The organism is Klebsiella sp. F11 (assembly GCF_056712265.1).
On record NZ_CM160060.1, the window covers coordinates 3,504,785 to 3,525,307 of the forward strand.

The following is a 20,523-nucleotide window of genomic DNA, read 5'->3' on the forward strand; positions in this document are numbered from 1 at the left end:
GCTCCTTAACGCGACATCCGGGAAGCGGCTGGATCCCCAGCAAAAATATTCGGCCAGGCTCCGCTCAGGCCGTATGATGCTACCGATGGTTCTCGCCCGTTGGCCCCTTACGGGGCGGCGATCAGGCGTTTTTCAACATCCACTCAATCTCTGTTTCGGTGATCAGGCGCTCAAACTGCAGCAGCTCATCATGCTTACAGGCATGGTAAACGTGGCAGAAGCGCTCGCCGAGCAGCTCTCTCAGGGAGTCGTTTTGCATAAATTCCCACAGCGCGTCGCTTTGGCGAATCGGGAACGGCAGCCCCTCCTGCTCGAGCCCGTTGCCCTCGACCTCTTCCTGCAGCGGCAGCGTATTATCCAGCCCGTGTAAAATCCCGGCGAAGATTGCCGCCATAACCAGATACGGGTTGGCGTCCGCCCCCGCCACCCGATACTCGACGCGGTGGTTATGGCGATCGCCGCAGGGAATGCGCAGCGCCACGGTGCGGTTATTGTGTCCCCACGACGCCTGGGTCGGGACATACATTCCCGGCTGGAAACGACGGTACGAATTCACGTTCGGCGCCAGCAGCGCCATCGACGCCGGCATCAGGTCAATCATCCCGGCCAGCGCGCGCTTGAGCAGGGCGGAATCTTCGCCCTGCGCGTCCGCCAGCACGTTTTCACCTTTATTGTTCTGCATGCTGATATGGATATGCATCCCGCTGCCGGCGTGCTCTTCATAGGGCTTAGCCATAAAAGTGGCGTGCATCTTATGCTTCTCCGCCATTAAACGCACGAGGCGTTTTAACGCCAGCGCATCATCGCAGGCATCGAGCACGTTATCGGTATGGTAAAGGTTGATTTCAAACTGTCCCGGCGAGGCTTCCGCGACCGCGCCGTCGGCCGGGATCAGCTGCAGCTGGGCCAGCTCGTCGATATCGTTCAGCACGTCGGCGAAGTGGTTGAGGTTATCAACCGAGTAAACCTGGCTTTGGGTGTTGCGCACGTCGGTGCCCGGCGCGCAGGGCGGCTGGAGATAGCCTTCGGCATCGCGCTTGCGATCGAGTAAATAGAACTCCAGCTCTACCGCTACCACGGGGAACAGCCCGCGCTGGCGCAGCTGCTGCCAGAGACGGTTCAGTACGTTCCGCGGCTCAACGTCAAAGGGAGCGCCATCTTCATCAACCATGGTCAGCAGCACCTGGCCGATGTATTGCGGATCGGCGGCGGAAGGGGTTAAGGTGCCCGGCACCGGAACGCAGGTGCAGTCCGGCTCGCCCATATCCTGGCCGAGGCCCGCCTCTTCCACCACGTTACCCAGAATGTCCATCGCAAAAACCGAGGCCGGGAAGTAGCAGCCTTTCTCCAGCTTGCTCAGGCTGGAGACCGGGATGCGCTTGCCGCGGAAGCAGCCGTTCAGGTCGGTTAACAGCACGTCGACGTACTGGGTATCAGGGTAGCGTTCAAGGTAGCGCTTTACTTCGGCAGTAAAAGCGCTGCCCCGTCTCTCTTCTGACTGCTGAACAAAATTCTCAACTTCTACGATATTGGTTTCCATCATTCACCGCCGTTGTGTTGGTTTCGGACTTTGGCCTGCTTGCCGTTAAATATAATGTCCACTCTTCGAATGTGTATGCAAACAAAATGTTTGTCAAATGTTAAATTAAGTTTGCAAACGGCTATTCTCACTGCTAGATTGAGAAAATATTGAACGATATGGCCTTTTAACACCCTAAACGGTCATAATTTAGTCCACTTTGTGAGGGCGATCATGGAAAATATAATGTACAAGCCAGTTATTGGCGTCGTGATGTGCAGGAACAGACTGAAGGGTCACCAGACCCAGACCCTGCAAGAAAAGTACCTGAATGCGATTATTCACGCCGGCGGACTGCCGATTGCCCTGCCGCACGCGCTGGCCGAGCCGGAGCTGCTTGCCGCTCTGCTCCCCAAACTGGACGGCATCTATCTGCCAGGCAGCCCCAGCAACGTTCAGCCGCACCTTTATGGTGAAAACGGCGATGAGCCTGACGCCGATCCCGGGCGTGATCTTCTGAGCATGGCATTAATTGCCGCCGCACTCGAAAGGCGCATCCCCATTTTCGCCATCTGCCGTGGGTTGCAGGAACTGGTTGTCGCCACCGGCGGGACTCTGTATCGTCGTCTTTTCGAGCAGCCGGAACTGCTTGAACATCGCGAAGATCCCGAGCTTCCGGTAGAGCAGCAGTACGCTCCCTCTCACGAAGTTCAGGTTCAGGAAGGAGGATTACTTTCTCAGTTAATACCGGGCTGCAACACGTTTTGGGTAAACTCACTACACGGCCAGGGAGCAAAAACGTTAGGCCCACGCCTGCGCGTGGAGGCCCGCTCTTCGGACGGGCTGGCGGAAGCGGTCAGCGTTAGCGACCACCCTTTCGCGCTGGGCGTACAGTGGCATCCTGAATGGAACAGTAGCGAATACGCCCTGTCGCGTATGTTGTTTGAAGGTTTTATCACCGCCTGTCAGAACCACGTTGCTGAAAAGCAGCGGCTCTGACCACTACAGTTAAGGAAATGCAAATATGAGCGATGACGGACTGGCGCCAGGGAAACGTCTGTCAGAGATCCGCCAACAGCTGGGTCTCTCACAGCGTCGTGCCGCCGAACTGTCTGGGTTAACACATAGTGCCATCAGTACCATAGAGCAGGATAAAGTCAGTCCTGCCATCAGTACGCTGCAAAAGCTGCTGAAAGTCTATGGGCTGTCGCTCTCGGAATTCTTTTCTGAACCAGAAAAACCTGATGAACCGCAGGTGGTTATTAATCAGGATGACCTTATCGAAATGGGCAGTCAGGGCGTTTCGATGAAGCTGGTCCACAACGGAAATCCGAACCGTACGCTGGCGATGATTTTTGAAACTTACCAGCCTGGAACCACCACCGGGGAGAGGATCAAACATCAGGGTGAGGAGATAGGCACCGTACTGGAAGGTGAGATCGTGCTGATTATTAACGGTCAGTCGTATCACCTGGTTGCCGGACAGAGCTATGCCATTAATACCGGCATACCGCACAGCTTCAGCAACACCTCGGCAGGCGTTTGCCGAATTATCAGTGCCCATACCCCTACCACGTTCTAATTTTTAGCCTGAGCTGGTTTCAGGTTTTCTTCAGGCCCGCGGCGGCGGATGAAATATTTCCGCCGGCGCGCAGAGTACGCAAATAGTTTATTTGCGTAGCGCGGGAATATTATTCCCCGCCGGCCGCAATATGATGCGCAAATAAATAGCGCTGAACGGTATCTGACTCCGGGGATCTTCCGTATCCCAACGCATCGGCAGCACTCTGGCCGAAGCCGCCCCGCGCTGTCTAAAAATACCGAATATTATTATCCGATTATATTACCCGCTTATATTATGATGGAGTCTATATATGGATTTTCAGCATCTGACCTACTGGCAGGAACAAGCAAATAGCCTGCAACCGGAAACCCGGTTATTTATTAACGGCGAGTATTGCGCCGCGGCTGATAATAGCACCTTTGAAACCATCGACCCCGCCGCCCAGCAGACGCTGGCCCACGTGGCGCGCGGTAAAAAGGCCGACGTCGAGCTTGCCGTTCAGGCCGCGCGCAGCGTCTTCGATCGCGGCGACTGGTCCCAGGCCTCGCCGGCCCGGCGCAAGGCGGTGCTGCACAAATTTGCCGACCTGATGGAGGCCCATCGCGAAGAGCTGGCGCTGCTGGAAACCCTCGACACCGGCAAGCCGATTCGCCACAGCCTGCGCGACGATATTCCCGGCGCGGCGCGGGCGATCCGCTGGTACGCCGAGGCCATCGATAAAGTCTATGGCGAGGTTGCCCCGACCGGCGCCAGCGAGCTGGCAATGATCGTCCGCGAGCCGATTGGCGTCGTCGCCGCGATCGTGCCGTGGAACTTCCCCCTGCTGCTGGCCTGCTGGAAGCTGGGCCCGGCGCTGGCGGCTGGCAATAGCGTGATCCTGAAGCCGTCAGAAAAATCGCCGCTCAGCGCGCTACGCCTTGCCGGGCTGGCGAAAGAGGCCGGGCTGCCGGACGGCGTGCTCAACGTCATCAGCGGCTTCGGCCACGAGGCGGGCCAGGCCCTCTCCCTGCACCCGGATGTTGAAGTCATCACCTTTACCGGCTCGACTCGCACCGGCAAGCAGCTGTTAAAAGATGCCGGCGACAGCAATATGAAGCGCGTGTGGCTGGAGGCCGGCGGCAAAAGCGCCAACATCGTCTTCGCCGACTGCCCCGATCTGCAAAAAGCGGTGAACGCCACCGCCGGCGGCATCTTCTATAACCAGGGCCAGGTGTGCATTGCCGGCACCCGCCTGCTGCTCGAAGAGAGCATCGCCGACGCGTTTCTCGCCCTGCTGCAGGAGCAGGCGAGCCTCTGGCAGCCGGGCAATCCGCTCGACCCGAACAACACGATGGGCATGCTTATCGATAACGCCCACGCCGACAGCGTTCACAGCTTTATTCGCGCCGGGGAGAGCAAAAGCGCCCTGCTGCTCGACGGGCGCAAAAATCCGTGGCCGGCAGCCATTGGCCCGACCATTTTTGTCGACGTCGATCCCGCCTCGACCATCAGCCAGGAGGAGATCTTCGGCCCGGTACTGGTGGTGACCCGTTTCAAAACCGAGGAACAGGCGCTGCGGCTGGCTAACGACAGTCGCTACGGCCTCGGCGCCGCGGTATGGACCCGCGATCTCTCCCGCGCCCACCGCCTGAGCCGCCGCCTTAAAGCCGGCTCGGTCTTCGTCAACAACTACAACGATGGCGATATGACCGTACCTTTCGGCGGCTACAAGCAGAGCGGAAACGGACGCGATAAGTCCCTGCATGCGCTGGAAAAATTCACCGAACTGAAAACCATCTGGATTGCTCTGGAGTCCTAATCATGACCGAACATACCACCAGCTATTACGCCGCCAGCGCCAACGCCTATGAGCCGTTCCCGACGCTGGATGAATCCATCAGCTGCGACGTCTGCGTCGTCGGCGGCGGCTATACCGGCCTCTCTTCGGCCCTGCATCTTGCGGAACTGGGCTATGACGTGGTGCTGCTGGAAGGCGCGCGCATCGGCTTCGGCGCCAGCGGCCGCAACGGCGGCCAGCTGGTTAACTCCTACAGCCGCGACATCGACGTCATTGAACGCACCTACGGCCCGGATGCGGCAAAAATGCTGGGCAGCATGATGTTTGAGGGCGGGGATATTATCCGCGAACGCATCAAGCGCTATCAGATTGCCTGCGACTACCGCCCGGGCGGCCTGTTTGTGGCGATGAACCACAAGCAGCTGGAGACGCTGGAAGAGCAAAAAGAGAACTGGGAGCGCTACGGCAATACCCAGCTGGAGCTGCTGGATGCCGCCGCTATCCGTCGCGAAGTCAACAGCGACCGCTACACCGGCGCGCTGCTCGATCGCAGCGGCGGTCATATTCATCCCCTGAATCTGGCCATCGGCGAAGCGGACGCTATCCGCCTCAACGGCGGCCGGGTGTACGAGCGCTCGCCGGTCACGCAGATTCAGCACACCAGCCCGGCGGTGGTCAGCACCGCCCGCGGCCAGGTCACCGCGCGCTACGTTATCGTCGCCGGTAACGCCTATCTCGGCGACAAGCTAGAGCCAGAGCTGGCGAAGCGCAGCATGCCCTGCGGCACCCAGGTGGTCACTACCGAGCCGCTCTCCGATGAGGTGGCGCGCTCGCTGATCCCGCAGAACTACTGCGTGGAGGATTGCAACTACCTGCTGGATTACTACCGCTTAACCGGCGATAACCGCCTGCTCTACGGCGGCGGCGTGGTGTACGGCGCCCGGGATCCGGACGACGTTGAGCGCCTGATTATGCCCAAGCTGCTGAAAACCTTCCCCCAGTTGAAGGGGGTGAAGATCGACTATCGCTGGACCGGCAACTTCCTTCTGACCCTGTCGCGGATGCCGCAGTTCGGCCGTCTCGATAAGAACATTTACTACATGCAGGGCTACAGCGGCCACGGCGTGACCTGTACGCACCTCGCCGGCAGGCTGATTTCCGAGCTGCTGCGCGGCGACGCCGAGCGCTTCGACGCCTTCGCCAAACTGCCGCACTATCCGTTCCCGGGCGGGCGCAGCCTGCGCATTCCGTTCACCGCGATGGGCGCCGCCTACTACAGCCTGCGCGATCGCCTCGGGGTGTAATCCCCCGCGCTGGTCAACGTCATTAATTTTTGCTAAAAGGTGTGAAACATGAGCAACAGCGAATTTCATCAGCGTCGTCTTGCAGCAACCCCGCGCGGCGTGGGCGTAATGTGCAACTTCTTTGCCCAATCGGCGCAAAACGCCACCCTGACCGACGTCGAAGGTCGGGATTACATCGACTTTGCCGCCGGCATCGCCGTGCTGAATACCGGGCATCGCCATCCGGAGCTGGTCGCCGCCGTACAGCAGCAGCTGCAGCAATTTACCCATACCGCCTACCAGATTGTGCCCTACGAGAGCTACGTCGCGCTGGCCGAGAAGCTTAACGAGCTGGCGCCGGTGCGCGGTCCGGCCAAAACCGCCTTCTTTTCTACCGGCGCCGAAGCGGTAGAGAACGCGATTAAAATCGCCCGCGCCCATACCGGACGCCCCGGCGTTATCGCCTTTGGCGGCGGCTTCCACGGCCGCACCTATATGACGATGGCGCTGACCGGTAAAGTCGCCCCCTATAAGCTGGGCTTCGGACCGTTCCCCGGCTCCGTCTACCACGTCCCCTATCCATCGGCCCTGCACGGCATTACCACTCAGGATTCGATAACCGCCATCGAACGTCTGTTTAAGGCCGACATTGAAGCCAAACAGGTGGCGGCGATTATTTTTGAACCGGTACAGGGCGAAGGCGGTTTTAACGTCGCGCCAAAAGAGCTGGTCGCCGCCGTGCGCCGCCTGTGCGACGAGCACGGCATCGTGATGATCGCCGATGAGGTGCAGAGCGGCTTCGCCCGTACCGGTAAGCTGTTCGCCATGGATCACTATGCCGACCAGCCGGATCTGATGACCATGGCGAAGAGCCTGGCGGGCGGCATGCCGCTCTCCGGGGTGGTCGGCAACGCGCAGATTATGGACGCGCCGGCGCCGGGCGGGCTAGGCGGCACCTATGCCGGTAACCCGCTGGCGGTGGCCGCCGCCCACGCGGTGCTAAATATTATCGATAAAGAGGGGCTGTGCGCCCGCGCGAAGGCCCTCGGCGAGCGCCTGACTGCAACGCTGGAAGAGGCAAAGGCCTGGTGTCCGGGCCTGGCGGAAGTACGCGGCGTGGGTTCGATGATTGCCGCCGAGTTCGTTGACCCGGCGAGCGGCGAGCCTTCGGCGGCGCTGGCGCAGGCAATCCAGCGCCGGGCGCTGGAGCAGGGCCTGCTGCTGCTGACCTGCGGCCAGTACGGCAACGTGATCCGCTTCCTCTATCCGCTGACCATCCCGGACGCGCAGTTCGCCAGCGCGCTGGCTATTTTGCAAAACGTGACTCGCTCGTAGCTCCCTCGGCCGGCGGCCCGCGCCGCCGGCTATTTCACCTCGTCGCTGACGATGCGCTGCTGCGGATAGTGCTGCTGAAAATAGTGGCGCAAAAACTCTACGGTAGCGCGAATTTTAGCTGAGGTCGCCAGCCGCGACACGTATACCGCCCAAACGTTGGCGGGCTGGTAATAGTCCGGCAGCAGGTGAACCAAATGGCCGCTGGCGATATTTTCATTCACGTCCCACCAGGAGCGTAAAGCGATGCCCTGACCATCAAGGCACCACTGATGGACAATTTCTCCGTGGTTCGACGACAGCGGACCGGTGACCTTAATAGCCCTTTCCCCCTCTTTACCCTGCAGCTGCCACACGCCGAAGGGCCGATCGCGCTCTTTAATCACCAGGCACGGCAAGGCCGCCAGATCGCTGAGCTGTTTTGGCTGCGGATAGCGCGCCAGAAAGCCCGGCGAGGCGCAGAGAATGCGGTGATTGCTCGCCAACTTGCGGGCTATCAGGTTCGGCGCGATGTCGTCCCCCACCCGAATATCTAAATCCACGCCCTCGTTGACCAGATCCACCAGCCGGTCTTCGACGTCGAAGCGCAGCTCCAGCTGGGGGTACTGCGAGGCCAGCGCCGACAGCGCGGGAGCCACCACCCGTCGGCCGAAGCCAAAGCTGCTGATAATGCGCAGGGTACCCTGCGGGACCTGACGGACGTCGGAGAGTTCGTCCAGCATCTGATCGACATCCTGCAAAATGCGCTGCGCCCATTCGTAGATGCGCTCACCCTCCTCGGTGATGGTGACCCGCCGCGTGGTGCGGTGCAAAAGCGCCACGTTCAGGGTCTGCTCAAGCAGGGAAATTCGCTTACTGACGAAGGCAGGAGAGACCCCCAGCTCTTCGGCGGCGGCGGCAAAACCGGCGCGGCGGGCAACCAGCATAAACACGCGTAAATCATTTAGCAGCGGCAGATTATTCATGAACTGTATTTTATGTTTCACCAGTTAGCGTGATTAATTATGAACCAGTCAATTATAGGATAAGGGGGAAGTCAATTCCGAACGCTAATAAGTGAGAACCGCTATGAAGAAAACCTGGCGCATTGCCGCCATCCCCGGTGACGGTATTGGTAAAGAAGTTTTGCCTGAAGGTATTCGCGTCTTACAGGCCGCGGCCGAACGCTGGGATCTGGCGCTGAGCTTTGAGCAGATTGAGTGGGCGAGCTGCGAATATTATGCCCGGCACGGCAAAATGATGCCGGACGACTGGCATGCTCAGCTCAAAGAGTTCGATGCCATCTATTTCGGCGCCGTCGGCTGGCCCGATACCGTAGCGGATCACGTCTCCCTGTGGGGGTCGCTGCTGAAGTTTCGCTGCGAGTTCGATCAGTACGTCAACCTGCGCCCGGTACGCCTGTTCCCGGGCGTGTCCTGCCCGCTGGCGGGGAAAAAGCCCGGGGATATCGACTTCTACGTAGTGCGTGAAAATACCGAAGGTGAATACTCCTCCCTCGGCGGGCGCGTGAATCCGGGCACCGAGCACGAGGTGGTGATTCAGGAGTCGGTGTTCACCCGCCGCGGCGTCGACCGCATTCTGCGCTACGCCTTTGAGCTGGCGCAAAGCCGGCCGCGCAAAACCCTGACCTCGGCGACCAAGTCCAACGGTCTCGCCATCAGCATGCCTTACTGGGACGAGCGGGTTGCGGCGATGGCGCAGGACTACCCGGAGATCCGCTGGGACAAGCAGCATATCGATATCCTCTGCGCCCGCTTCGTGCTGCAGCCCGAACGCTTTGACGTGGTGGTCGGCTCCAACCTGTTTGGCGACATTCTCTCCGACCTCGGCCCGGCCTGTACCGGCACCATCGGTATCGCCCCTTCGGCGAACCTCAACCCCGAGCGCACCTTCCCCTCGCTGTTTGAGCCGGTCCATGGCTCGGCGCCGGATATTTACGGCAAAAATATCGCGAACCCAATAGCGACCATCTGGGCCGGAGCGATGATGCTTGATTTCCTCGGCGCGGACGACGCGCGCTACCAGGCAGCGCATAACGGTATTCTGGCGGCGATTGAACAGGTTATCGCCAGCGGGCCAAAAACGCCGGATATGCAGGGCACGGCCTCGACCCGGCAGGTCAGCGAGGCCATTTGTCAGGCTATTCTGCGTTAAGTGCAGCAGGTAGAATAGATGCCGCGTCGCCGACGCGGCCTGCCCCTCGAAGATACCGGGCTCTGGTATCTGCTTTTTTCCGTTCCGTACTCAGGTCCGCGCAGTCCGTAGCGGTTTACAGTTCGAGTTCGCGGCGTAGCAGTTCAGCAATAGCTTCGCTGCTCTGCGCCGTGACCAGCGAATTTCTGAACGCTTCATGCATAATGCGCCGCGCCAGACGGGAGAAAATCCGCATATGCTGGTCGCCGGCGGCGTGCTTATTCAATGTCAGCATAATGACAAACTGCACCTCGTCATCTCCCCACTCCACCGGCTCAGCCAGGCGGGCAACGCTGATGGTTGATTGTTCGATATGTTCCGACTTGCTGTGCGGAATGGCGAAACTGAAGCCCAGCCCGGTGGAGAACACCGCCTCCCGCGCCCAGAGATCGGCCTCCAGCTTGCGCGGATAGCGGCAGCGGCCCGCCAGCAGAAGGTTGTCAGTCATGCCTTTAATCACCTCCTCTTTGCTGCGCCAGTCGCTGTTCAGGGTGATGCATTGGCTGGCGATCAGCGGGGCGTCCTGCTGGGTCATACGGAACTGGGCCAGCAGATGCTCCACTTCCAGCGAGGTTCGGCACTGCATCGCCTGGTTCAGCAGCTGGCGACACGCCCGGCTGTCGAGCTGCGCCAGGCGCGATTTAGCTGCCGGAATTGACGGCGAGCTCATGCTCAGCTCATCCATTCCGAGGCCGACCAGCAGCGGTAAAACGGAGCCCTTCGCGCCCAGCTCGCCGCAAAGACCGATCCACTTTCCCTGGCGATGTACGGCCTGAACCGCGTAGTCCAGCGCGCGTAAAAAAGCGGGGTTGAGGCTGTTATAGTGGCGCGTCACTTTCGCGTTATCGCGGTCTACCGCCAGCAAATATTGCGTCAGGTCATTGCTCCCGATGCTAAAGAAATCGACCTCTTCGCAGCACTGATCGATGATAAACATCACCGACGGCACTTCAAGCATGATGCCGAGCGGGATCTTCTCATCAAACGGAATATGCTCGTCGCGCAGCGATTGCCTGGCTTCCGCCAGCCGATCTTTCACCCATAGAATCTCCTCCATCGACGAAATCATCGGGATCATGATTTTCAGCGAACCGTGCGCGGAGGCGCGCAGAATGGCCCTGAGCTGGGTATGAAACAGCGCCTGATACTCTTCATAAATCCGCACCGCACGGTAGCCGAGGAACGGGTTGTTTTCAGCCGGAATATTCAGATAGGGCACCGGCTTATCTCCGCCGATATCCATCGTGCGGATGATAATGCTGCGCCCACCGGCCGGTTCCAGCGACTGGCAGAAGATATTATAGAGCTCGGACTCGGACGGCGCGCCGGGCCGGTCCATATACAGCATTTCGGTGCGGAACAAACCTACCGATTGCGCTCCGTTATTAAATGCCCCAGCGGCTTCAACGGAGTGCGCGATATTTGCCGCCACCTCCAGACGCAGGCCGTCTTTGGTCTGTCCTTCCTTATCCAGCCACGCCTGCTGCTGGCTGTGTACCTGCGCCTGAACCCAGGCCTCCTGCTGATAATAGCGCGCGACCGCCTCATCGGGATTGACCACCACCAGCCCGGCGTTGCCGTCGATATGCACCGCCTGGCCGACCCAGGGGAGCAGCGCGTCCATATCGACGCCAACCAGCGTGGGAATATTAAACGAACGCACCAGAATCACGGTATGCGAGGTGGTCCCGCCGCTGCGCAGCAGCAGGCCTCTGAGCAGGGTCTTATCCAGTTCAAGAAACTGGCCGGGAGTTAGCTCTTCCGCCAGACAAACAGACGGTGCGTTCAGTTGACCCGGCGCCGAAAAGCGGGCCTCGCCGTAGATATGCTGCAGCAGCTGAAAGCAGATATCGCGGACGTCGAGCACCCTTTCCTGCAGGTAGCTATTCGCGGATTCGCTAAACCGGGAGCAGAAATGCTCCGCGCTGGCGACAACCGCCTGCGCGCAGCTCAATCCGCTAAGCAGCCCGTCGAGCAGATGCTGGCGCAAGGAGGCATCGGTCGCCAGAGAACGATGCGCTTCAAGGATGGCGCCGGCGGTACCGTCGTTGTCCAGCAGGCGGAATTCGATATTTCTGACCAGGAGCAGCAATCCCTTATCCAGCAGCGCCTGTTCCTCTTCGATACTGCCGGCTGCGGGCAGCGGCCCGAGGTCGCTAAGCTCAAGGGATTTCAGATGACTGAGCCTGCCTCCCGCGCTCCCGCCACAGACGGGCTGACCGCGAAATAGCGTCGGGTTGAGGCGGGAAAGCGATTCAGGAACCGGCTGCACGTCCATGCTGTTTACCATTACCAGCGGCGCATCGCAGTGCGGAAACTCCTCCACAATAAACGTCGACAGCGCGGTAAACGCCTGCTGCTCGTCATCGCCGCAGATAATTAACTGACACTCATCCCCCTTAATCGTATCGGTACCGATGATCGCCAGCGCGCTTTTCGCATTCCCGCGCCTTCCGCTACGCGTATTCAGCCAGTCAACGGAGGACGAAAAGGTATTACAGCGCGTTTCGACCAGACTGGCCGGGCGGGCGTGAACGCCATTCGACAAATCGCATATGAATTTAATGACCAAAGCCATCGCCTTTCTCCTGAGCAATACGTTAGTTACCCAAAAGGTAAAGAAAGAACCCCGACGGCACTACGCGAAATAACTCTTAATTACTGGACTATTGTACACAGCATTCTTTTCCATGCCCGCGGTCACAAATGCGGCGTATAAATTGGTTTTATAGCCGCCAGCGCTAAGATTTGAGATGGATCGCAATTTTATTCTCATCTTACAAATATCCAGTAAATGCACTTTTTCTCTTCTATTTTCTGTACCGCCATTTTCCTACTGTTGAGACATCAATACCGTCACGAGCGAGAGCACGCTCAGGAGCAAGCAATGATCGAACTGGTGCAAATACTAAAAAATACACGCCAGCATCTCATGACCGGCGTTTCACATATGATCCCCTTCGTGGTCTCCGGCGGCATCCTGCTCGCCATCTCCGTCATGCTGTACGGCAAGGGCGCGGTCCCGGATGTCGCGACCGATCCGAATCTGAAAAAGCTGTTTGATATTGGCGTCGCCGGTTTGACGCTAATGGTGCCCTTTCTGGCGGCGTATATCGGCTACTCCATCGCGGACCGCGCGGCTCTGGCGCCCTGCGCCATCGGGGCGTGGGTAGGCAACAGCTTTGGCGCCGGCTTCTTTGGCGCGCTGATCGCCGGGATTATCGGCGGTCTGGTGGTCTATTACCTCAAGAAGATCCCGGTCCACAAGGTGCTGCGCTCGGTGATGCCCATTTTTGTCATCCCGATCGTCGGCACCTTTATTACCGCCGGGATAATGATGTGGGGTTTAGGCGAGCCTGTCGGTGCGCTGACCGCCAGCCTCACCGGATGGCTCCAGGGAATGCGCGAGGGCAGTATTGTCCTGCTCGCCATCATTATGGGCCTGATGCTGGCCTTCGACATGGGCGGTCCGGTCAATAAAGTAGCTTACGCCTTTATGCTGATCTGCGTCTCCCAGGGCATTTACAGCGTCGTGGCCATTGCCGCCGTCGGTATCGCCGTTCCGCCGCTGGGCATGGGGCTGGCAACGCTTATCGGCCGCAAATATTTCAGCGCCGAAGAGCGTGAGACCGGCAAAGCCGCGCTGGTGATGGGCTGCGTTGGCGTCACCGAAGGCGCCATCCCCTTTGCCGCCGCTGATCCGCTGCGGGTGATCCCCTCAATTATGATTGGCGCCGCCAGCGGCTGCGTCACCACCGCCCTGCTCGGCGTGCAGTGCTATGCCGGCTGGGGCGGGCTAATCGTGCTGCCGGTCGTGCAGGGTAAAGGCGGATTTGTCGCTGGCCTGCTGGTCGGCGCATGCGTCGCCGCCGCCTGCGTCATTACTCTTAAAGCGTTGACAAAAAAGAAAACGCCGGCCGCTAAAGCCGATGACGAGCTGGATCTTGATTTCGAAATTAACTGAGAAGCAGAGAGGATAATTCTATGACCCACATTATTGCCGTCACCGCCTGCCCGTCGGGAGTAGCGCATACCTATATGGCCGCCGAGTCGCTGGAGAGCGCCGCCAAAGCTAAAGGCTGGCAGATCAAAGTTGAGACCCAGGGCTCTATCGGGATCGAAAATGAACTGACGGCGGAAGATGTCGCCCGCGCCGATATGGTCATCCTGACTAAGGATATCGGCATCAAGTTTGAAGAGCGTTTCTCCGGCAAAACCATCGTCCGCGTCAATATCAGCGATGCGGTGAAACGCGCGGAGACCATCATGCAAAAAATCGACGGCCATCTTGCACAGAAAGCCTGAACAGAGCGGAGCGCCCTGGCGCTCCGCCGGACTAACATGGAGTTTGTCATGACGAATCGTACTCAACGCTTAAAAGAGAGTTTGTTCGCCCAGCCGCGGGAGATCTCGCTTGAGCGGGCGCTGCTGTATACCGCAAGCCACAAACAAACGGCGGGTGAACCGATGCTATTACGCCGGGCGAAAGCCACCGCGTGGATCCTTGACCATGTGCAGATATCGATTCGTGAGGATGAACTCATTGTCGGCAACCGCACGGTCAAGCCGCGGGCCGGGATAGTCTCCCCGGAAATGGACCCTTACTGGTTACTGAACGAACTGGACGATTTCGCCTCTCGCCCCCAGGATCGTTTTGTCATCAGCGAAGAAGATAAACGCATTTACCGCGAAGCGCTGTTTCCTTACTGGGAAAAGCGCTCGATGAAAGACTTTATTAACGCCCGAATGACCGACGAGGTCAAAGCGGCCGTCAGCACCCAGATTTTCAGCGTCAACCAGACCGATAAGGGCCAGGGCCATATCATTATCGACTACCCCCGGCTGCTCAATAATGGCCTCGCGGCCCTGGTTGCAGAACTCCGGGCGGCGGCCGAGGGCGCGCCCCGCAACCACTTCTATCAGGCCGCGCTGATTCTGCTGGAGGCCTCGCAGCGGCACATTCTACGCTATGCGCTGCTGGCCGAGGAGATGGCTGCCGCCTGCAGCGACGCTAAGCGGCGTCAGGAGCTCGCAACAATCGCCGCGATCTCCCGGCATAACGCGGTTCATCGGCCGGAGGATTTCTACCAGGCCTGTCAGCTGTTCTGGCATATAAATATTATTTTGCAGCATGAATCTAACGCCAGCTCCCTCTCGCTGGGGCGCTTCGACCAGTACATGCTGCCGTTCTATCAGACATCGTTAAATCTCGGCCAGGACCCGGCTTTCCTGCAGGAGCTGCTGGAGTCATTGTGGGTCAAGTGTAACGATATCGTCCTGCTGCGCTCGTCAAGCAGCGCTCGCTATTTTGCCGGCTTCCCGACCGGCTATACCGCGTTGCTCGGCGGGCTGAGCGAAACCGGACGCAGCGCGGTGAACGTCCTCTCGTTTCTGGCTCTTGACGCGTATCAGAACGTCAGGCTACCGCAGCCTAATCTTGGCGTTCGGGTCAATGAGCTGATCGATCGTCCATTCCTGCGCAAAACCGCAGAAACGATCCGCTTTGGTACCGGTATCCCGCAGGTCTTTAATGATGAAGTCGTGATTCCGGCGTTTCTGAACCGCGGGGTATCGCTTGAGGATGCTCGCGACTACGCCGTCGTCGGCTGCGTTGAGCTGTCGATCCCCGGACGAACATACGGACTGCACGATATTGCAATGTTTAACCTGCTCAAGGTTATGGAGATCGTAATCCTGGAGAATGAGGGCAATCCCGACGTTAGCTGGAACGGGCTGCTCAACCAAATCCGCGAAAAAATTCGCTACTACATCAAGCTGATGATTAACGGCAGCAATATTTGCGATATCGGCCATCGCGACCAGGCGCCGGTTCCCCTGCTCTCCTCTTTTATTCTGGACTGTATTGAACGCGGTAAAGATATCACCGAGGGCGGAGCGCGCTATAACTTCTCCGGCGTGCAGGGCATTGGTATCGCCAACCTCAGCGACTCCCTGCATGCGCTCAAGGGAATGGTGTTCGAGCAGCAGCGAATGAGTTTTGATGAGCTCATTCAGGTTCTTAAGGCCAATTACCAAACTCCAGAAGGGGAAAAACTCCGCGCGCGGCTGATTAACCGTTTCGAAAAATATGGCAATGATATCGATGAAGTCGACAATATCAGCGCCGATTTACTGCGTTTTTACTGTAAAGAGGTCGAGCAGTATCTCAACCCGCGCGGCGGGCATTTCACGCCGGGCTCCTACACCGTCTCAGCGCATGTGCCCCTGGGGTCAGTGGTTGGCGCAACGCCCGACGGTCGTCTGGCTGGCGATCAGCTGGCCGACGGCGGACTTTCGCCAATGGTCGGCCAGGACTCCCAAGGGCCGACGGCGGTACTGAAATCCGTTAGCAAACTGGATAACTATCTTTTATCCAACGGTACGCTGCTTAACGTGAAGTTTACGCCGGCTACCCTTGCCGGTGACGGCGGCCTCAATAAGCTGGCTGACTTTTTGCAGGCATTCAGCAAGCTCAAGCTTCAGCATATCCAGTTCAACGTGGTCAATGCCGATACCCTGCGCGAAGCGCAGCAGCGTCCCCAGGATTTCGCCGGTCTGGTGGTACGCGTAGCGGGTTACAGCGCCTTCTTTGTCGAGCTATCAAAGGAGATTCAGGATGACATTATCCACCGCACCGCGCATCAGCTGTGAGGTTCTGGAGACGCGCGCCGATCGGGCGCGCATTTTTAACATCCAGCGCTACTCGCTGAACGATGGACTGGGGATCAGGACGGTGGTCTTTTTTAAAGGCTGCCCGCACGTCTGTCCGTGGTGCGCCAACCCGGAATCTATCTCCACCAGGATAGAAACCGTACGCCGGGAGAGCAAATGCCTGCACTGTACGCGCTGCCAGCAGGATGTCGAAGAGTGCCCCTCCGGCGCATGGGAGCAAATCGGTCGCGACGTGACGCTAAATAATTTAGTTAGGGAAGTCCTCAAGGATGACGTTTTCTTTCGCGCCTCCGGCGGCGGCGTCACCCTGTCAGGCGGAGAAGTATTAATGCAGGCCGGGTTTGCAACCCGCTTTCTGCAAACCTTACGCCAGCTGGGAATACGCACGGCGATTGAAACGGCCGGCGACGCGGCATTCAGCCGCTTTTACCCGCTCGCCAGGCAGTGTGACGAAGTGCTGTTCGATCTGAAAATCATGGATATTGAACAAGCGCAGACTCTGCTGCGGATCGATCTACCGCGGGTGTTAGACAATTTCAGCAGGCTGGTGGACAAGCGCATTCAGGTTATTCCCAGGGCTCCGCTCATTCCCGGGTATACGCTTAGCGAAGAGAACTTCCGGCAAATCCTGGCGTTTCTGGCGCCATTTAAGCTTCCTGAAATACATCTTCTACCGTTCCATCAATATGGCGAGCCTAAATACGCGCTGCTCGGCAGGAAGTGGTCGATGGCGAAAATTAAGGCCCCGGACGCGTCACAGATTGAGCCATTCAGGATTATGGCTGAGAAAGCGGGTTTTCGCGTCACCATCGGCGGTTAGCGCCGGGAGGAGAATATGGAACTGAATATCGTAGCGGTGACCGCCTGCGTCAGCGGCGTGGCGCACACTTATATGGCGGCGGAACGTCTGGTAAAAGTAGCTCACCATGAAAAATGGCATATGAAAATTGAAACCCAGGGCGCATTAGGCGTTGAAAATAAGATTACCCCTGACGAAATTACCCATGCCGACGTGGTGCTGCTGGTGACAGATATTGAAATTGACGATGCGCAACGCTTTATCGGCGTACGGACCATTAAAACCAGCATCAAAACTTTTTTACTTCAGCCGCAGCAGGTTATTGAGGCGGTGAAGTGCATCATGAAAAAACCGGTCGTCTATCTGGATATTCCCTGACCTTCTCTTCAGCAAAGGACGGCTCCCCTGAGCCGCCCTTATTTCGCTGGCCTACTTCACATCAAGCAACCATTTTTGCGCCGGCGTCAGACGACTTGCCGTTTCCGGCCTGAGCCAGCGCTGCTGGTCCTGCTGCGGCGTATCTTGTCTGTCGATATAGAGACCGTGCAGCACTCGCCTTCTGCTGCCGATGTTATTACGGGTACCGCCATGCCAGGTATGGGCGTTATAGATCATCACGCTTCCCGCCGGCGCGGCGAATACCACCTCGTCAGGATGCGGCTGCTCGGGGTCCTCCAGCACCTCCTCCGGCAGTTCCGGTCGCAGATGAGTACCGGGAATAATGCGCGGCGCGCCATTTTCGGCGCTTAAATCGTCAATAGCCCAAATCGTATTCACCAGATGGACTTTCGGAAAATCCGGTCGCGGCTTTTTCCAGTCGGCATGCAGCGGCTGGCTGCCGCCGTTGAGCAACGCTTCTCGCGCGTTGAGGCTGGAAATCTTAAAATCGCCCTGAAAAATATAGCGACAGGCGGAGAGGATCAGCGGATGAGCCCAGACTTTCTCCCAAATCACTCCCTTGTTAATCAGGTTGGCAATACGGATCGCCGTCGCTTCCTGGTGGTGTTCGATAGCGAGACTATCCCCCTCTTTTTCAACAATCGCGTCGATCAGGTCCCGCATCGCTTCCAGCCATTGCGGATCGGCGACGCCATGCACCACGATGTAGCCGAGGGTATTCAACTCCTCTTTCATCTTTTCTGTAAGCGCAATATTGGCGCCAAGCGCATCCAGATATACGGCAGACTGATGTTCCATATTTATTTCCTTTAACCTTTCGATAACACGAAATAAACTTTAAACGCCGGCCTGCTGAAATACATGAGGCTAATCCTACGAAAAACTGGATATCCGTACGCGGGGGAGCAAACTGTGATTGCCATCAAAATCTCCACATTCGCTGCCGCCCGCGGTGAAGCCAACGCGCTGCAAGGTGATCCAACCGCGTCATTTATTTATAAAATATTTTATAATCAAAAGGATAATAGCTATCTTTCGGGGTTTAGAGGATGATTGCAGATCTGCCGGAAATTCTACATCGCCTGGTCAATCAGCAGGATACGCTGCAGGTCAGATTCCCTGAGCCGGACGTATCGGTCCCTGAGCTGGCCTATAAGGTGCCCTTCCCTCGGCTGGAAATTGTACTGGACGGCGAGCTAAGAGAGCGCGGTTTGCCGCTGTCTGATAGCCAGCTAACGCTATCGCAGGCGCTGTACGTGCAGGCAGGTAAATGGACGTTACCAGAGTGGACCGGCCCGGCGTCTACGCTGAGCATCCTGTTCGGCAGACAAAAGCTGGGATTTTGCATCCAGCGCTGGGATGGCAAGCAGCTGCGCACGGAGAAGCAAAACGTCGCCCGGCTTGGGCCTCGCGTCGGATCGTATCTGCTGTTGGCGCTGAATGAAATCTGCCTTCAGCCGGACCCGGTCACCGCCAGGCTGGTGGTGTCGGCACTATTAAGCCATTGTCTTGAGCAGCTCGTCGGGCTTGAGATGCGGGTCAGCCGGAGCCGCGATCTGTTTTTGGCCGTCCAGGATTATCTGGAGGACAATCTCAGCCAGCCCTTAAGCCGGGAGTCGGTGGCGAAACGTTTCCATATTACTCCCAACTACCTCTCGCATATATTCCAGAAATCGGGCTCCGTCGGGTTTAACGAATATCTGACCGGCGTTCGGCTGGAAAAAGCCAAAAAGCTGCTGCGCGGCTATGATTTAAAAGTTAAAGAGATCGCCCATAACTGCGGTTTCGTTGACAGCAACTATTTTTGCCGGGTCTTTAAGCGCTACACCGAGCGCTCCCCTTCAGAATATCGTCGCCACTGTCGCAGCGCGCAGCAGGCGTAGTTCACGCCTCAGGCCCACTCCACCCGGCTGCGGCCGTTATTTTTCGCCTTGTACAGCGCTTCATCCACTTTCTTGATAAACGCGTCCTGCGGCTCATCGCGGCCGCGCATGCCGACGCCAATGCTTACCGACAGCGGGTAGTCGCTATTAATCAAAATGGTGCGGACGTTCTCCAGAATCGACTGCGCCAGGCTCCGCACCTCGGCAGGCGACATGCCGTCAACGATAATAGCGAACTCCTCGCCGCCAATCCTCGCCGGCTGTATTTTATCGCTGGTTAATTTTGCCAGCTGCTTGCCGAGCGCAAACAGCACCTCGTCGCCCGCCAGGTGACCGTAGGTGTCATTTATTTTCTTGAAGAAATCGATATCGAGAATCATCAGCGCCAGCTGGTGGCCCTGCTTTTCGCGAATGGTATCAATAAAAAAGCGCCGGTTGGGCAGTTGGGTTAGCTCATCCTTCAGCGATTGCGAGCGCGCATTGACGTAGAGGATGTTAATGCGATCGATAATTTTGTAGATCCCGATAGTGGTCAGAAGCATGCCCGACAGACGCAGCAGATCTTCGCAGTAGTAGCCCATCCATCGCGGCTGGACGAAAATCTCGTCCATTAAGTCGAAGGTGCCGCCGGCGATCCACAGCAGCAGCCCGTAGCGCACCCAGTTAACCGCCACGTGGCTCATTCTGACTTTTGCCGAAGTCCACAGCATAAACACCAGAAACAGCAGGGCCAGCAGATCGATATAGAGTCCGGAGTTGGCAAATATCACGCTCCAGGGGCCTAAGGGTTGCGAGATGAAAATACAGAGCGCCGAAACGGCGATAATCACCAATAGCGCGGGCAGCAGGTTAAACGGGGAGGTGGCCTGCGGGGCTCTGGGAGGCAAATGTTTTTGTAAATCAGGCATTGGCATGTCTCTCAAACAACGTTGTCTCTCTCAAACGCAGCATAGCAGTCCGGTGAAATTCGGCACATTAAAAACCCGCGTCGCGGACGCGTCAATAAAGTGGCATGGAGTGGGTAAAAACGGTGGATAAAGAGAGTGGACTGACCCCGCGGAATTTTTCCAACTGACTACCAATCCATGGCGACGAGGTCAGT

General features: G+C 57.9%; 18 protein-coding genes. 13 read left to right on the forward strand and 5 right to left on the reverse strand.

Annotated features, from left to right (window positions below; translation table 11 throughout):
- Positions 1 to 121: 121 nt before the first annotated feature.
- A complete protein-coding gene (puuA, locus tag AC1M2H_RS17330; protein WP_480151974.1) occupies positions 122 to 1,540 on the reverse strand; it encodes a glutamate-putrescine ligase in 1,419 nt (472 codons plus the stop codon).
- A gap of 225 nt (positions 1,541 to 1,765) precedes the next feature.
- Here puuA and puuD point away from each other — a divergent pair, with 225 nt between their 5' ends.
- The 5 genes from puuD to puuE all read left to right on the forward strand — a co-directional run bounded on the left by puuD (position 1,766) and on the right by puuE (position 7,478).
- Complete coding sequence (gene puuD / locus AC1M2H_RS17335; protein WP_480148324.1) at positions 1,766 to 2,518, forward strand: gamma-glutamyl-gamma-aminobutyrate hydrolase; 753 nt, start codon at positions 1,766 to 1,768, stop codon at positions 2,516 to 2,518.
- Positions 2,519 to 2,543: 25 nt separating this feature from the next.
- Positions 2,544 to 3,101, forward strand: coding sequence for an HTH-type transcriptional regulator PuuR (puuR, locus tag AC1M2H_RS17340; protein ID WP_480148325.1), 558 nt, complete (start codon positions 2,544 to 2,546; stop codon positions 3,099 to 3,101).
- 292 nt (positions 3,102 to 3,393) lie between these two features.
- Complete coding sequence (gene puuC, locus AC1M2H_RS17345) at positions 3,394 to 4,881, forward strand: aldehyde dehydrogenase PuuC (protein WP_480148326.1); 1,488 nt, start codon at positions 3,394 to 3,396, stop codon at positions 4,879 to 4,881.
- Between the two features lie 2 nt (positions 4,882 to 4,883).
- Positions 4,884 to 6,164 (forward strand): NAD(P)/FAD-dependent oxidoreductase, encoded by a 1,281-nt coding sequence (locus AC1M2H_RS17350; RefSeq protein ID WP_480148327.1) that lies wholly within the window; start codon positions 4,884 to 4,886, stop codon positions 6,162 to 6,164.
- A gap of 48 nt (positions 6,165 to 6,212) precedes the next feature.
- Positions 6,213 to 7,478 carry a 4-aminobutyrate transaminase gene (gene puuE / locus AC1M2H_RS17355; RefSeq protein ID WP_480148328.1) on the forward strand — a complete coding sequence of 422 codons (1,266 nt, stop codon included), beginning with the start codon at positions 6,213 to 6,215 and terminating at the stop codon, positions 7,476 to 7,478.
- A 29-nt stretch (positions 7,479 to 7,507) separates the two neighbouring features.
- On the opposite strand, the gene AC1M2H_RS17360 is transcribed toward puuE, so the two are convergent.
- A complete protein-coding gene (locus tag AC1M2H_RS17360) occupies positions 7,508 to 8,461 on the reverse strand; it encodes a LysR substrate-binding domain-containing protein (RefSeq protein ID WP_480148329.1) in 954 nt (317 codons plus the stop codon).
- A gap of 82 nt (positions 8,462 to 8,543) precedes the next feature.
- Between AC1M2H_RS17360 and AC1M2H_RS17365 the strand changes: the two genes are divergently transcribed.
- Positions 8,544 to 9,629 carry a tartrate dehydrogenase gene (locus tag AC1M2H_RS17365; RefSeq protein ID WP_480148330.1) on the forward strand — a complete coding sequence of 362 codons (1,086 nt, stop codon included), beginning with the start codon at positions 8,544 to 8,546 and terminating at the stop codon, positions 9,627 to 9,629.
- A 115-nt stretch (positions 9,630 to 9,744) separates the two neighbouring features.
- Here AC1M2H_RS17365 and ptsP read toward each other — a convergent pair whose 3' ends face one another.
- Entirely contained in the window at positions 9,745 to 12,246 is a 2,502-nt protein-coding gene (gene ptsP, locus AC1M2H_RS17370; protein WP_480148331.1) for a phosphoenolpyruvate--protein phosphotransferase, read from the reverse strand.
- 309 nt (positions 12,247 to 12,555) lie between these two features.
- Between ptsP and AC1M2H_RS17375 the strand changes: the two genes are divergently transcribed.
- The 5 genes from AC1M2H_RS17375 to AC1M2H_RS17395 are packed head-to-tail and all read left to right on the forward strand — an operon-like array spanning position 12,556 to position 17,517.
- Complete coding sequence (locus tag AC1M2H_RS17375; protein ID WP_480148334.1) at positions 12,556 to 13,632, forward strand: PTS fructose transporter subunit EIIC; 1,077 nt, start codon at positions 12,556 to 12,558, stop codon at positions 13,630 to 13,632.
- A 20-nt stretch (positions 13,633 to 13,652) separates the two neighbouring features.
- Complete coding sequence (locus tag AC1M2H_RS17380; protein WP_480148335.1) at positions 13,653 to 13,973, forward strand: PTS fructose-like transporter subunit IIB; 321 nt, start codon at positions 13,653 to 13,655, stop codon at positions 13,971 to 13,973.
- Between the two features lie 48 nt (positions 13,974 to 14,021).
- Entirely contained in the window at positions 14,022 to 16,319 is a 2,298-nt protein-coding gene (locus AC1M2H_RS17385) for a formate C-acetyltransferase (RefSeq protein ID WP_480148337.1), read from the forward strand.
- On the forward strand, positions 16,285 to 17,160 hold the full coding sequence (locus AC1M2H_RS17390; RefSeq protein ID WP_480148338.1) for a [formate-C-acetyltransferase]-activating enzyme: 876 nt from the start codon (positions 16,285 to 16,287) through the stop codon (positions 17,158 to 17,160). The genes AC1M2H_RS17385 and AC1M2H_RS17390 overlap by 35 nt, the downstream gene beginning before the upstream one ends.
- 15 nt (positions 17,161 to 17,175) lie before the next feature.
- Positions 17,176 to 17,517, forward strand: coding sequence for a PTS fructose-like transporter subunit IIB (locus tag AC1M2H_RS17395; RefSeq protein ID WP_095096154.1), 342 nt, complete (start codon positions 17,176 to 17,178; stop codon positions 17,515 to 17,517).
- A gap of 51 nt (positions 17,518 to 17,568) precedes the next feature.
- Here AC1M2H_RS17395 and AC1M2H_RS17400 read toward each other — a convergent pair whose 3' ends face one another.
- Complete coding sequence (locus tag AC1M2H_RS17400) at positions 17,569 to 18,336, reverse strand: phytanoyl-CoA dioxygenase family protein (RefSeq protein ID WP_480148339.1); 768 nt, start codon at positions 18,334 to 18,336, stop codon at positions 17,569 to 17,571.
- Positions 18,337 to 18,450: 114 nt separating this feature from the next.
- Between AC1M2H_RS17400 and AC1M2H_RS17405 the strand changes: the two genes are divergently transcribed.
- Complete coding sequence (locus tag AC1M2H_RS17405; RefSeq protein ID WP_480148340.1) at positions 18,451 to 18,591, forward strand: hypothetical protein; 141 nt, start codon at positions 18,451 to 18,453, stop codon at positions 18,589 to 18,591.
- Entirely contained in the window at positions 18,588 to 19,421 is an 834-nt protein-coding gene (locus AC1M2H_RS17410; protein ID WP_480148342.1) for a helix-turn-helix transcriptional regulator, read from the forward strand. Before AC1M2H_RS17405 ends, AC1M2H_RS17410 begins: the two co-directional genes overlap by 4 nt.
- Before the next feature lie 8 nt (positions 19,422 to 19,429).
- Here AC1M2H_RS17410 and AC1M2H_RS17415 read toward each other — a convergent pair whose 3' ends face one another.
- Positions 19,430 to 20,329, reverse strand: coding sequence for a GGDEF domain-containing protein (locus AC1M2H_RS17415; protein ID WP_480148343.1), 900 nt, complete (start codon positions 20,327 to 20,329; stop codon positions 19,430 to 19,432).
- Positions 20,330 to 20,523 lie beyond the last annotated feature (194 nt).

What these genes read in the sequence shown, in the direction of transcription:
- puuA (WP_480151974.1), bottom strand. Translation starts at nt 1,540, where the DNA reads ATGGAAACCAATATCGTAGAAGTTGAGAATTTTGTTCAGCAGTCAGAA.
- puuD (WP_480148324.1), top strand. Translation starts at nt 1,766, where the DNA reads ATGTACAAGCCAGTTATTGGCGTCGTGATGTGCAGGAACAGACTGAAG.
- puuR (WP_480148325.1), top strand. Translation starts at nt 2,544, where the DNA reads ATGAGCGATGACGGACTGGCGCCAGGGAAACGTCTGTCAGAGATCCGC.
- puuC (WP_480148326.1), top strand. Translation starts at nt 3,394, where the DNA reads ATGGATTTTCAGCATCTGACCTACTGGCAGGAACAAGCAAATAGCCTG.
- AC1M2H_RS17350 (WP_480148327.1), top strand. Translation starts at nt 4,884, where the DNA reads ATGACCGAACATACCACCAGCTATTACGCCGCCAGCGCCAACGCCTAT.
- puuE (WP_480148328.1), top strand. Translation starts at nt 6,213, where the DNA reads ATGAGCAACAGCGAATTTCATCAGCGTCGTCTTGCAGCAACCCCGCGC.
- AC1M2H_RS17365 (WP_480148330.1), top strand. Translation starts at nt 8,544, where the DNA reads ATGAAGAAAACCTGGCGCATTGCCGCCATCCCCGGTGACGGTATTGGT.
- ptsP (WP_480148331.1), bottom strand. Translation starts at nt 12,246, where the DNA reads ATGGCTTTGGTCATTAAATTCATATGCGATTTGTCGAATGGCGTTCAC.
- AC1M2H_RS17375 (WP_480148334.1), top strand. Translation starts at nt 12,556, where the DNA reads ATGATCGAACTGGTGCAAATACTAAAAAATACACGCCAGCATCTCATG.
- AC1M2H_RS17380 (WP_480148335.1), top strand. Translation starts at nt 13,653, where the DNA reads ATGACCCACATTATTGCCGTCACCGCCTGCCCGTCGGGAGTAGCGCAT.
- AC1M2H_RS17385 (WP_480148337.1), top strand. Translation starts at nt 14,022, where the DNA reads ATGACGAATCGTACTCAACGCTTAAAAGAGAGTTTGTTCGCCCAGCCG.
- AC1M2H_RS17390 (WP_480148338.1), top strand. Translation starts at nt 16,285, where the DNA reads ATGACATTATCCACCGCACCGCGCATCAGCTGTGAGGTTCTGGAGACG.
- AC1M2H_RS17395 (WP_095096154.1), top strand. Translation starts at nt 17,176, where the DNA reads ATGGAACTGAATATCGTAGCGGTGACCGCCTGCGTCAGCGGCGTGGCG.
- AC1M2H_RS17400 (WP_480148339.1), bottom strand. Translation starts at nt 18,336, where the DNA reads ATGGAACATCAGTCTGCCGTATATCTGGATGCGCTTGGCGCCAATATT.
- AC1M2H_RS17410 (WP_480148342.1), top strand. Translation starts at nt 18,588, where the DNA reads ATGATTGCAGATCTGCCGGAAATTCTACATCGCCTGGTCAATCAGCAG.
- AC1M2H_RS17415 (WP_480148343.1), bottom strand. Translation starts at nt 20,329, where the DNA reads ATGCCTGATTTACAAAAACATTTGCCTCCCAGAGCCCCGCAGGCCACC.